Annotated in this window: 9 protein-coding genes; 2 read left to right on the top strand and 7 right to left on the bottom strand. The window is 73.9% G+C overall.

What is annotated here, in order from left to right; all coding sequences use genetic code 11:
• Positions 1-217: 217 nt before the first annotated feature.
• The 4 genes from ACWDEW_RS31670 to ACWDEW_RS31685 form a co-directional block, all read right to left on the bottom strand.
• On the bottom strand, positions 218-475 hold the full coding sequence (locus ACWDEW_RS31670; protein WP_399122826.1) for a HypC/HybG/HupF family hydrogenase formation chaperone: 258 nt from the start codon (positions 473-475) through the stop codon (positions 218-220).
• Between the two features lie 6 nt (positions 476-481).
• On the bottom strand, positions 482-2770 hold the full coding sequence (hypF, locus tag ACWDEW_RS31675) for a carbamoyltransferase HypF (RefSeq protein ID WP_450517264.1): 2289 nt from the start codon (positions 2768-2770) through the stop codon (positions 482-484).
• Positions 2767-3276, bottom strand: a complete 510-nt coding sequence (locus ACWDEW_RS31680) for a hydrogenase maturation protease (protein WP_450517266.1) — start codon at positions 3274-3276, stop codon at positions 2767-2769. The genes hypF and ACWDEW_RS31680 overlap by 4 nt, the downstream gene beginning before the upstream one ends.
• A 72-nt stretch (positions 3277-3348) precedes the next feature.
• Positions 3349-4179 (bottom strand): universal stress protein, encoded by an 831-nt coding sequence (locus tag ACWDEW_RS31685; RefSeq protein ID WP_450517268.1) that lies wholly within the window; start codon positions 4177-4179, stop codon positions 3349-3351.
• A gap of 166 nt (positions 4180-4345) precedes the next feature.
• On the opposite strand from ACWDEW_RS31685, the gene ACWDEW_RS31690 reads away from it, so the two are divergent.
• Entirely contained in the window at positions 4346-5248 is a 903-nt protein-coding gene (locus tag ACWDEW_RS31690) for a universal stress protein (RefSeq protein WP_450517270.1), read from the top strand.
• Positions 5249-5263: 15 nt separating this feature from the next.
• The gene (ppdK, locus tag ACWDEW_RS31695; protein WP_450517272.1) at positions 5264-7951 is read left to right on the top strand and encodes a pyruvate, phosphate dikinase; all 2688 of its coding nucleotides are present in this window, start codon (positions 5264-5266) and stop codon (positions 7949-7951) included.
• A gap of 105 nt (positions 7952-8056) precedes the next feature.
• Here ppdK and ACWDEW_RS31700 read toward each other — a convergent pair whose 3' ends face one another.
• The 3 genes from ACWDEW_RS31700 to ACWDEW_RS31710 all read right to left on the bottom strand — a co-directional run bounded on the left by ACWDEW_RS31700 (position 8057) and on the right by ACWDEW_RS31710 (position 12668).
• Positions 8057-9580, bottom strand: a complete 1524-nt coding sequence (locus tag ACWDEW_RS31700; protein WP_450517274.1) for a pyridoxal phosphate-dependent decarboxylase family protein — start codon at positions 9578-9580, stop codon at positions 8057-8059.
• A 123-nt stretch (positions 9581-9703) separates the two neighbouring features.
• Complete coding sequence (locus ACWDEW_RS31705; protein WP_450517276.1) at positions 9704-11290, bottom strand: acetolactate synthase large subunit; 1587 nt, start codon at positions 11288-11290, stop codon at positions 9704-9706.
• Between the two features lie 4 nt (positions 11291-11294).
• Positions 11295-12668: an FAD-binding oxidoreductase gene (locus tag ACWDEW_RS31710; RefSeq protein WP_450517278.1), complete on the bottom strand. Its 1374-nt coding sequence runs from the start codon at positions 12666-12668 to the stop codon at positions 11295-11297.
• Positions 12669-12713: the final 45 nt, after the last annotated feature.

Below are 12713 nucleotides of genomic sequence, written 5' to 3' on the forward strand. Positions count from 1 at the left end.
GCGGGCTCGAAACAACCCGCAGTTCTCCGGCTCCATCCAGCGGAGCGCTGGCGCGCGGAACGGCGCGACCGGCCACGGACGGCCCGCGGGCTCGAAACAACCCGCAGTTCTCCGGCTCCATCCAGCGGAGCGCTGGCGCGGGGAGCGGCGCGACCGGCCACGGACGGCCCGCGGCCTCGAAACGACCCGCAGTTCCCCCGCCGCACCCAGCCGTGCGCTACGGCAGCGGCTCCCCCAGCTCCCCCTCCACCGCCCCCGCCATCGCCCGCAACACATCAAGCGTGCGCCGCGCCTCCACCTCGTCGACCTGCGTGATCGCGAAACCGACATGCACGATGACGTACGACCCCACCTCCGCCTCGGGCGTACAGCTGAGGCACACCTCGCGCCGGATGCCGCCGAAGTCGACCGTGGACATCCGCAGCCCCGCGTCGTCGTGGATCTCCAGGATCCGTCCCGGTATGCCCAGGCACATGCGCGTTCACCTCTCCCCGGCCAGCCGCGCGGCCGCGACCGCCGCCTGGCCGTAGCTGATTCCGCCGTCCCCGACCGGGACCTGACCGCCGACGAGCACGCGCAGTCCCTGCGCGTGCAGCCGGCGTTTCACCTCGGTCAGCAGCCGCCGGTTGACGAAGCAGCCGCCGCCGAGACAGACGGTGTGCGGTGCGCCCTCGGCCACCGCCCGTGCCACCAGCTCCGCGGTGACCAGCCCGAGCGTCACATGGAACGCGGCGGCCAGCCGGGCCACCGGCTCCCCGTCGGCCTGCCGTTCCAGCAGGTCGGTGAGGGTGGGCGCGGGGTCGTACACCCACAGGCCCTGCGCCCGTACGACACGGTGGGCGAGCGGTACGGCGTGCTCGTCGCCCGCCGCCGCTTCGAGCAGGACGGCGGCCTCGCCCTCGTAGCTCACCCGGTCGGACACACCGAGCAGCGCGGCTACCGTGTCGAAGAGCCGACCGGCGCTGGACGTGAGCGGACAGTTGACGTCCCGGGCGACCATGGCCCGCACGATGTCCACCTCCGCCGGATCGAGCCGGTCGGTGAAGGACCGGGTGAGCCACGAGTAGGGGAGCGGGGTGCCCAGGGTCTCCCCGCCGAGGAGCCGCCCGAGGGCCGTGCGGGCGGGACGGCGTACCGCCGCGTCGCCACCGGGCAGCGGCGCGGTCGCGAACCTGCCCACGCGGCGGTAGCCGCTCAGACCGGCGACGAGGATCTCGCCGCCCCACAGCGTGCCGTCGTCGCCGAGCCCGAGCCCGTCGTAGGCGACCCCGAGGAACGGACCCCGCACCCCGTGCTCGGCCGCGCAGGCGGCCACGTGCGCGTGATGGTGCTGCACCGGGACTCGGCGCACCTGCTGTGCCTGCGCCCACTGCGTGGACAGATAGCCGGGATGCAGATCGTGCGCGAGGACGACCGGCTCGATACCGGTGAGCCGCTTGAGGTGCTCGTACGACGCCAGGAACGCCTCGTGGGTCGCCAGGTCCGCCAAGTCGCCCGTGTGCGGCCCGAGATGGGCCCGCCCGTCGGCGGCCAGCGTGAACGTGTGCTTCAGCTGCGCGCCGACCCCGGCGACCGGTTCGCACACGTTCAGCGGCAGCGGGGACGGGGCCAGGCCGCGGGCCCGGCGGACCGTGATGCGGGTGCGGCCGGCGCACTGCACCACCGAGTCGTCGTAGCGGGAGCGGATCGGCCGGTCGTGGGTGAGGAAGCCGTCGGCGACACGGGCCAGGGTGCGCCGGGCCTCGTCGTCCTCGATGGTGATCGGCTCGTCGCCGAGGTTGCCGCTGGTGACCACCAGCGGCCGGTTCAGCTCGTCGAGCAGGAGGTGGTGCAGGCCGGTGGTGGGCAGGAACAGTCCGATGTGGTGGAGCCCGGGATGCACCTCGGGCGCGAGCGGGTCGGCGCCGTTCCGCTCGCGGCGGGCGAGGAGGACCACCGGCCGTTCCGGAGAGGTCAGGATGCCCCGCTCGGTGGCGCCGATCCGCGCCAGCCGGGCCGCCGCGCCGAGGTCCCCGACCATCACGGCGAACGGCTTCGCCGGGCGGTGCTTGCGCCGCCGCAGCTCCGCCACGGCCGCCGGATCGCCCGCGTCGCACACCAGCTGGTAGCCGCCGAGCCCCTTCAGCGCGACGATCCCGCCCCCGGCGACGGTCTTGACCGCCGACCGCAGGGCCGCCTCACCACGCAGTTCCTCCCAGGCCAGTTCGGGACCGCACACGGGACAGGCGATGGGCTCGGCGTGGAAGCGCCGATCCGCCGGGTCGGCGTATTCGGCCGCGCAGTCGGGGCACATCGGGAAGCGGTTCATGGTCGTGCGGATCCGGTCGTACGGCAGGTCCTCGATGATCGTGGCCCGTGGTCCGCAGTCCGTGCAGTTGATGAAGGGGTAGCGGTGCCGGCGGTTCATGGGATCGCGCAGTTCGTGCAGACAGGCCGCGCAGATCGCCGCGTCCGGCGGGACCTCGCGCGCCGTGCGACCGGTGGGCGCGGGCGCGCTGTGCCGGACGTGGAAGCCGGGACGGTACGCCGACTGCCGCGTGGCGTCGGCCAGTTGGACCCTGCGCACCCGTGCCAGGACCGGGGCGGTGGCCCGCAGCCGGGCAGCGAACTCGGCGATGGCGGGTGGCGGTCCGGCGACCTCGCCCTCCACGTGCCCGTCGACGTTGGCGACCCAGCCGTCGAGGCCGAGTTCGGCCGCCGTGCGGTACACGAACGGCCGGAAGCCGACGCCCTGGACGGTGCCGTCCACGCGGAATCGCCGCATCATCATGACCGCCGCCCCTCGGCCGTCGCGTTCCGCTGCCGTACGAGCTCGTCCCCCACGGCTGTCACGAGCGGGTCCACGGCGGCCTCGACGGCGGGGGAGAGACCGGTGCCGAACGAACCGTCGGCGCCCTCCACGGCGTAGACCACCAGGTGGTCCGGCAGGAGGCCGAGGACCCGGGCCAGTTCGACGGCCTCGCCGAGACCCAGCCCGTGCGAACTGGTCGTCTGCGGCCGGTCGAGGCGTCCCGCGTCGAGTTCGAGCCGGTGGACGCGGCCGGGAGTCGCCGGGTGTGCGTGGGCGGCGTCGACGACCACGGCGAGCGCGGCGCCCTCCCACAGCCCGATCAGCCGGCCGGGGTCGCCGTCGCAGGCCGCGAACACGGTGTCCGGCGGAAACGAACCGTCCCCGGCCCGCTCCCGGAGCCGTTCGACCACGGCCCAGCCGACGCCGTCGTCGCGCCGGAACTCGTTCCCGACCCCGATCACGGCGATGCGCGTACGCGTCCTCATGGCTTTCACCGTGCGCCACCGCGGCCCGGCTCCACAGGGGCCGAACGACCCATCCGCCGGGGCCGACCCGCCTTAGGCCGGAACGACGGCGACGGGGCAGCGCGCGTGCCGCAGCAGGGTCAGTGCGGTGGTGCCCGGGGCGATGTGCCGGCCGAGCACCACCAGTCCGGACGTCTCGGAGGCGTGGGCCAGGGCCTCGGCCGGCGGGAACAGCAGCACGTCCGCCCGGACCTCGACGTCCGGGTACTTGCCGCGCCACGGCCGCAGCGCGTCGGACAGCAGGTCCTCCTCGTGGTCCTCGCGGGCGGCCCGCTCCTGCTCCGACAGCGGGAGGAGCGAGGCGGCGGCGCTCGCGGGAAGTGCCCAGGCGTGCACCGCGTGCAGCCGGACACCGTGCAGCCGGGCCGCCTCGAAGGCGAAGGCGAGCGCGCCGCCGGACGGGTCCCGGGCGTCGACCCCCACGGTCACGGCGTCCGTGTGACCGGGCACGTCGAGCCCCGCGAGGGTCCCGGGCACCAGCACGAGGGGTCCGGCGCACCCGGTGGCCAGCTCCGCCGCGGTCGAGCCCAGGGGCATCCGGGCGTGCTGGCTCTCGCCACGCAGACCGAGCACGACCAGTTCCGCCCGCGCGCTCGCCGCCCGCAGCTCGGGGACGGGCGCCCCGGCCAGGCTCACCGCCCGGACGGTCAACGACGGGTGGCGGGCGGTGAGTTCGGCGACCACGTGGTCCGCCACCGTGTCCGGGCGGTAGGGCCAGTGCTCCACCGGGTCGAGGTTCTCCGGCGGTGCCACATGCACCACCCGCAGCGGCAGTCCGCGCCGCAGCGCCTCGCGTGCGGCCCAGTCCGCGGCGACACGGCTGCGTGCCGACCGGTCGACTCCGGCGATGATCACTCGTTCCATGGTGTGCCGCCTTCCAGGTCCGTGGCCCCTCCACCATGACGGTCCGGGGCGGGCGTGTGCTGGGGCCGAACGGACCTCGGGTGGAGACCTGGCGGCCCATACCTGCGGCCGGAGCGCGGGACGACCCTGGAGGGGAGGAGCTGACCGAGCGCAGGAGGTGCGGACCATGCTTCCGCCCGTCATCGCCGGAGTCGACGGTTCCGCGGAGAGTCTCGCCGCGGCCGACTGGGCCGCCCGGGAGGCGGCACGCCGCCACCTGCCGTTGCGGCTCGTGCACGTCTGGAACTGGCATCCGCGCCAGGAGGACGGCGAACCCGTCACGGCCGCCCAGCGGCAGCAGGCGGGCCGCGTCCTGCGACAGGCCAGGGCGAGGTGCCATGCCGTCGCCCCGGAGGTCCGCCCGTACGAGGAGCAGGTGGGGGGTCCCGCGACCGCCGCCCTGCTCAGGGCGGCCGAGGAGGCGGAGCTGCTGGTGCTGGGCTCACGCGGCCTGAGCGGGTTCACCGGGCTCCTTGTGGGCTCGGTCGCGCAGGGCGTGGTGGCTCGCGCCACGCATCCCGTGGTGCTCGTGCGGGCGGACGAGAAGGCCGCCGACGAGCACCTTCCGGCGGGCGACGGACGCGGCTCCGTCCTGACCGGCTACCGGGACGTGGTCCTGGGCGTCGACCTCGGCGATCCCTGCGACGCGGTGATCGAGTTCGCCTTCGAGGCGGCCCGGGTGCGCGGCGCCCGGCTCCGCGCCGTCCACGCCTGGCGGCCGCCGTCCCCGCTGGGGCTCGGCCCCGGCGAGATCGGCCTGGTGAGCGGCCCGCAGCGAGCCGAGGAATGGCACGGCTTCCTGTCCGCCGTACTCCAGGTGTGGAGCGACAAGTACCCCGGCGTCGAGGTCGCCGAGACGGTCGCGGAGGGCCGGGCACAGTCCGCGCTGCTCCGGGCCGCCTCCGAGGCGGGCCTCCTCGTCGTCGGCCGGCACCTCACCGACCGGCCGGCGGGACCGCGCATCGGCCCCGTCACCCATACCGCCATCCATCACGTCGGCTGCCCCGTGGCCGTCGTACCCCACGAGTGAGAGGCCCGAGTCCTGATGACTGCGCCGACCAAGTACGTGTACGAGTTCGCCGAAGGCAGCCGTGAGATGGCCGCCCTGCTGGGCGGCAAGGGCGCCGGCCTGGCCGAGATGACCCGGCTCGGGCTGCCCGTGCCGCCCGGATTCACCGTCACCACCGAGGCCTGCAAGGTCTACCTGAAGACGGGTGAGGAGCCGCCCGAGCTGGCCATCGAGACGGCACGCGCGCTGGCCGGACTGGAACGGACGATGGGCCGCACCCTCGGCGCCCCCGACGATCCGCTGCTGGTGTCCGTCCGCTCGGGCGCCCGCTTCTCCATGCCCGGCATGATGGAGACGATCCTCGACATCGGCCTCAACGACCGTTCCGTCACCGGGATCGCCAAGGCGTCCGGGCAGGAGCGGTTCGCCTGGGACTCCTACCGGCGGCTCATCCAGATGTTCGGCCACACCGTGATGGGCGTCGACGGCGACCTGTTCGAGGAGGCCATCGCCGCGCACAAGGCACGCCGTGAGGTGACCGGCGACCACGACCTCGACACCGCCGAACTCGCCCTGATCACCGAGGAGTTCAAGGCCATCATCCGCAAGGAGACCGGCGAGGACTTCCCGCAGGACCCGGCCGAGCAGCTGACCCGCGCCATCCGCGCGGTCTTCGACTCCTGGAACGGCGAACGCGCCCGCGTCTACCGTCACCGCGAACACATCTCCGAGGACCTCGGCACCGCCGTCAACGTCCAGGCGATGGTCTTCGGCAACCTCGGCGACGACTCCGGCACCGGCGTCACCTTCACCCGCGACCCCGCCACCGGCGAACGCGGCATGTACGGCGACTACCTGCCCGACGCGCAGGGCGAGGACGTCGTCGCGGGAGTCCGCGACGCACTGCCCCTGATCGAACTGAAGCGGCTCAACCCGCGCGGGTACGTCCAGCTCAGCGATCACCTGCGCACCCTGGAGCAGCACTACCGCGACCTGTGCGACGTCGAGTTCACCGTCGAGCGCGGCAAGCTGTGGATCCTGCAGACCCGCGTCGGCAAGCGCACCGCCGAGGCCGCCTTCCGCATCGCCCACGACCTGCGCGAGGAGGGCACGATCGACTCGGACGAGGCCCTGGTCCGCGTCGACGGCACCGAACTGACCCGTCTGATGTTCCCCCGCTTCGACACCACCCCGGCCGACGTGCCCCTGGCCCACGGTGTCCCCGCCTCCCCGGGCGCGGCCGTGGGCGTCGTGGTCTTCGACTCCGCCGAGGCGGTGCGACGCGCCGCGGCCGGCGAGGCCACGGTCCTCGTCCGCCGGGAGACCACCCCCGACGACCTCCCCGGCATGATCGCCGCACAGGCCGTCCTGACCAGCCGCGGCGGCAAGACCAGCCACGCGGCCGTCGTCGCCCGCGGCATGGGCAAGGTCTGCGTGTGCGGCGCCGAAGCCCTCACCGTCGACCCGACGGCCCGTCAGTTCACCACGGAATCCGGCGTGTTGGTGCACGAGGGGGACACCGTCTCCGTCGACGGCACCGCGGGCACCGTCCACCTCGGCGCGCTCCCGCTGACCGCCTCCGACGTCGGCCGCGCCCTGGAGACCGGCACCGCGAGCGGCCCGCTGACGGAAGCCGTCCTGGGCGCCCTCACCCACGCCGACTCCGTACGACGCCTCGAAGTGCGGGCCAACGCCGACACTCCCGAGGACGCGGTACGCGCCCGCAGTCTGGGCGCACAGGGCATCGGACTGTGCCGCACCGAGCACATGTTCCTCGGCGAGCGCAGGGCGCTGGTCGAGGCGATGATCCTGGCCCGCGACGACACTGCCCGCCAGGAGGCCCTGGCCGCTCTGCTGCCGCTCCAGCGCGAGGACTTCACCGGCATCCTCACGGCGATGGACGGACTGCCGGTGACCATCCGGCTCATCGACCCGCCGCTGCACGAATTCCTGCCCGACCGCACCGAGTTGGCCGTACGCCTGGCCCGCGAGGAGCACCCGGACCCGCACGACCGCGAACTCCTCGCCGCCGTCGAGCGGATGCACGAGCAGAACCCGATGCTCGGCCTGCGCGGTGTCCGGCTCGGCCTGGCCGTGCCCGGACTGATGGCCATGCAGGTGCGGGCGATCGCCGAGGCCGTGGTCGCGCGACTGCGGGCCGGCGGCCGGCCGCGCGCCGAGATCATGATCCCGCTCGTCGGGACGGTCGAGGAACTGCGGCTGGCGCGCACCGAGGCGGAAGCGGTCCTCGCCGAGGTCCAGGAGGAGACCGGCACGACCCTCGACTGCCCGATCGGCACGATGATCGAACTGCCGCGCGCCGCGCTCATCGCCGGCCGAATCGCCGAGTACGCGGACTTCTTCTCCTTCGGCACCAACGACCTGACCCAGACCACCTGGGGCCTGTCCCGCGACGACGCCGAGGCCTCCTTCTTCCCGCTGTACCTGGAGAAGGGCGTCTTCACCGTGTCGCCGTTCGACACGATCGACCAGGAGGGCGTGGGCCGACTCGTGGAACTGGCCGTCGAGGCGGGCCGCGGCGTCAACTCCCGCCTGGAGACCGGGGTCTGCGGCGAACACGGCGGTGACCCGGAGTCCATCCACTTCTTCCACCGGGTGGGCCTGGACTACGTCTCCTGCTCGCCGTTCCGCATCCCGGCGGCACGGCTGGAGGCGGGGCGCGCTGCGCTCATGGACATCACCGGGGGCAGCGACAGCAGGTGAGCCGGTGGGTCGGCCAGGAAGGCAGTGCGAGCACAGGTCTCTCCGGTCGGTCGAGGAGCGTCGCAGCTTCACGACCGCGGGGCCTGTGCTCGCCTCGCCATGCGGTCATCGGTGTCGCGGTGGCCGACCGGTCCCGGGGGCGGAGTGCTCGGCCTCGGCGGCGTGGAGGACTTCGCCGATCAGCAGGTCGAGGTCGTCGACGGTGGTGCGGTAGTTGCACAGGGCGGCGCGCAGGACGGTGCGGCCGTGCACGGCGACGGTGGCGAGGTAGGCCCGTCCACCGTCCTGGACGCGCCGGGCGATCCGGGTGTGCAGGCCGTCCGGGTCGCCCCCGTCGGGGTCGGTGACCCGGAAGCAGGCGACCGGCCACGGCCCGCCGGCCAGCAGGTGGAGCCGGGGCTCGGCGGTGATCCGCTCGCGCAACACCCCGGCGAGGGTCAGGTAGTGCTCGATGAGCCCGGTGACGCCGTCGCGGCCCAGGTGGCGCAGGGTGGCCCACAGGCCGAGAGCGCGGGTGCCGGGACGGGTCAGCTCGATCGTCGCGTGCGACAGCCAGGGCAGGGCGTCCGGTTCTCCGGCGGTGAGGTACGAGGCCTGGTGGGCGAAGGCCGTGTGCAGGTGCTCGGGGTCCGGGACGAGCAGCGCTCCGCATCCCACCGGCACGCTGAGCGTCTTGTGCGGGTCCACGGTCAGTGAATCGACACCGCCGACGCCCGTGTACCGGGCTGCCAGGGTGGGCACGGCGGCGCCGAGTCCGCCCCAGGCTCCGTCCGCGTGGTGCCACATCCCCGTGCTCCGGCACAGCTCTGTGACCGGTTCGAGCGGATCCACGGCGCCGGTGGCGGTGGTGCCCAGCGTGGTGACGGTGCAGAAGGGCAGCAGGCCGGCGTCCAGGTCGGCGGCGACCGCGGTGCGCAGCGCGACGGGGTCCAGGCGGTCGTCCGGGTCGGTGGCGACGGGGCGCAGCCGGTGGGCGGGCAGGCCGATGCAGGTGGCCGCCTTGGCGACGGACATGTGTGCCTGGTCGCTGCAGTAGACGGTGAGGCGGGCGTGGTCGCGGTCGAAGGCGGGGCCGTCGGCGGAGCCGCGCCGGGTCAGGAACCAGGTGCGGGCGGTGGCCAGGGCGAGCAGGTTGGCCATCGAGCCGCCGCTGGTCAGGACCCCGCCCGCGCTCTCGGGCAGTCCCGCCAGGCCGGCGAGCATGCGCACGGTGCCGCGTTCCAGGTCCATCAGGGCGTTCTCGCCCATGCCGCAGGTCGCGTTGACGGCACAGGCCAGCAGATCGGCGACGATCCCGGCGGGCGCGGGCGGCGAGTTGACCCAGGCGAAGAACGCGGGGTGTCCGTTCCCGGTCGGGTACGGTGCGATCTCGTCGCGGACGAAGTCCAGCACCTCACCGAACTCGCCGCCCCGCTGCGGCAGTTCTCCGGTACGCAACCGGGACCGCACCTGCGGAGGCAGGGGACGGGTGACCGGTCCCAGCGGCAGTTCGCTCAGATATCGGGCGGCCCACTCGGCCGCCGCGACGAGTTCGTCCCGCAGCACCTTCGCGTGGACCGCGGGCGGCTCCGGGGAGGGGCCGAACCGGCCGAGTCGGGACGGAGCTTGGTCGTGCAAATGCTGAGCCATGGTGGCGTGTGGGGCCTTTCGTTCGTCACAGGACCCCCTGGTCGGCGGAGCGAGGGCCATGATCGTAACGAGCGGACCGTATCGGCCGACACGTGCACCGGGCACGACTTGCCGCCGCTCAGTTCAGAACAGCGCCGGCACAGCCGCCTCGATCAGATGCGGCCCCGGCTCGGCGAGGGCCTCGCGCAACCGGTCCGTGAACTCCTCGGCGGTGGTCGCGCGCGACGCCGGTACGCCCATGCCCCGGGCGAGGGCGACGAAGTCGAGGCCGGGCCGGGTCAGGTCGAGCAGATCGCGGTGGGCGGGCCCGTCGGCACGCGTACCGAGGCGCTGGGACTCCATGCCGAGGATCGCGTAGGAGCCGTTGGCGAAGATCACGGTCGTGATGTCGAGCCCCTCGCGGGCATGGGTCCACAGCGCGGAGAGGGTGTACATGGCGCTGCCGTCGGCCTCCAGACACAGCACCGGCCGGTCCGGGCGGGCGATCGCCGCGCCGGCGGCGAGCGGCAGGCCCTGGCCGATGGCCCCGCCGGTGAGGGTGAGCCAGTCGTGGCGCGGTGCGCCCGCCGTGGCCCCGGGGAGCCAGAGGCCGGAGGTGTTGGCCTCGTCCACCACGATCACCCCCTCGGGCAGCACCGCCCCGAGGGCCGTCGCGGCGGTCTCGGCGGTCAGCGCGCCGGCCGGCGGATCCGGCCGTACGGCGGTCCGGAGTACGGCGGGGGTGTGCGCGGCGAGGGCGTCCGCCAGGTCGCCCAGGGCCGCCGGAATGTCGTCGGCCGTCGTGGCCAGGGTGTGGACCTGGCAGTCGTCCGGCGTCAGCACACCGGGCAGGCCCGGGTGGGCGAAGAACGACACCGGGGCGCGGGCACCCACCAGCACCAGGTGCCGTACGCCGTCGAGTTGGGCCGTCGCGCCCTCGGCGAGGTACCCGAGCCGCTCCACGGCGGGCAGGCCCGCGCCGCGTTCCAGGCGGGCCGGGAACGTCTCGCACAGCAGCCGGGCACCGGTGGCGGCGGCGATCCGGCCTGCCGTGCTGAGCGCCGGTTCACGGGTGGCGGCCCCGCCGAGGAGCAGGGCGGCCGGCTCGCCGGTGCGCAGGACCGCGGCCACGGTGGCGACGGTCCGTTCCGCAACGGCGGCAGGAGGCAACGGCGTGACAGGCGGCGCGAGTCGGGCCCCGTCCGACCAGGACACGTCGGCGGGCAGCAGCAGGGTGGCCACCTGCCCCGGAGCACCGGTCGCGGCGGCCACCGCCTCCGCCGCGTCGCCGCCGGCCGTGGCGGGGTCGGAGCAGCGGCGGACCCAGCCGGAGACGGTGCGGGCCAGCGCGTCGACGTCCGACTCCAGCGGCGCGTCGTACTTCTTGTGGAAGGTCGCGTGGTCCCCGACCAGGTTCACCACCGGGGTGGCGGCCCGGCGGGCGTTGTGGAGGTTGGCCAGGCCGTTGCCGAGCCCCGGGCCGAGATGGAGCAGGGTGGCGGCGGGGCGGCCGGTCATCCGGCCGTAGCCGTCGGCCGCTCCGGTGGCCACGCCTTCGAAGAGACACGGCACGGCGCGCAGGGCGGGCTCGTCGTCCAGGGCGGCGACGAAGTGCAGTTCGGAGGTACCGGGGTTGGCGAAGCACACCTCGACCCCGGAGTCCCGGAGAGTGCGGGCAACGGCATGGGCACCGTTCACGGCGATTCCGCCCTTCATGCGGTCGGTCTTCATACGGTCAGTCGAAGAGGACGCCGGGGTTGAGGATCCCGTCGGGGTCGAAGGCGTGCTTGATCCGGCGCATCAGCTCCACCTTGGCGGGGTCCTCCAGTTCCAGGAAGTGCCGCTTCTTCGCCGTACCGATGCCGTGCTCACCGGAGATCGCCCCGCCGAGGTCCGTGCCCGCCCGGAACAGCCGCCGCAGGACCTCGTCCCGCCGCTTTTCGTCCGGCTGGAAGACCGCGAGGTGCACGTTGCCGTCCCCCGCGTGCCCGCAGCCGGTGATGATCGATCCGCTGTCCCCGGCGATCACGTCCGCCGCGGCGAGCAGCCGGGGCAGGGAAGCGCGGGGTACCACGATGTCCACGATGTCGTCGGCGCCGGCCGCCTTGGAGGCCCAGAACGCCCGCTCCCGGGCCTCGATCAGCTGGCGCGCCGCCGCTGTGGGCAGCACGTAGACGTCGGTCGCGCCCAGGTCGAGCAACTGCCCGCCGAGCGACTCCACGTCGGCTTCGATCCGCTCGGCCGACTGCCCTTCGAGGACCACGACCAGATAGGCGAGTGCCGTGTCGCGGACCTGTTGCGGGATGCCGAGCCCGAGGTCCTGCTGGGCGGTCATCGCCGCCATCGTGAGCATGTCGACGTACTCCAGGGCCAGCGGATCCAGGCCCTGGGCCAGCAGGCGAGGCACCGCACGGGCGATCTCCTCGGCCGTCGCGAAGGGTGCCAGCACCGTCGCGCCGTGCCCGGCGCGGGGTTTCAGGCGCAGCACCGCCTCGGTGACGAGAGCGAGGGTGCCCTCGGAGCCGACGAGGAGTTGGGTCAGGTCGTAGCCGGTGCTCGTCTTGACGTATTTCCCGCCGCTGCGCACGATCGCGCCGGAGGCGAGGACCGCCTCGACACCGAGCACATGGTGGCGGGTGACGCCGTGCCGGACGGCGTGCATGCCGCCGGCGTTGGTGGCGACGGTGCCGCCCACCGACGCGCTCGGCTCACCCGGGCGTACCGGGTAGCAGAGCCCGAACTCGGCTGCGTGGTCGTCGAGTTCGGTCAGGGTGACACCCGGCTGCACCACCGCTACGTGATTGTCGGCGTCGATCTCCACCACGTGGTTCATCCGCTCGAAGGACACGACGATTCCGTCCGTGGCGGGCACGCAGGCACCGCACAGCCCGGTGCCGGAACCCCGTGCCGTCACGGGCACCCGCTGCGTGGCGGCGACCGCCAGGATCTCGGAGACCTCGGCGGTCGCCGCGGGTCGCACCACGTACCTCGGCCGCCGGGCCGCGACGGCCAGCGACTCGTCGTGCCCGTACTCCTCGGGAACGTGGTCCTCCATGAGCAGGTGCTCCGGCCCCACCACCTTCGCCAGGAGCGATCCGGTGTCGGTCATGATCCGGTTCCCTTCGTTGGGTTTCCCGCCCCGGCCTCCGCGCGC

The sequence above is a fragment of the Streptomyces sp. NPDC001100 genome (assembly GCF_053598575.1).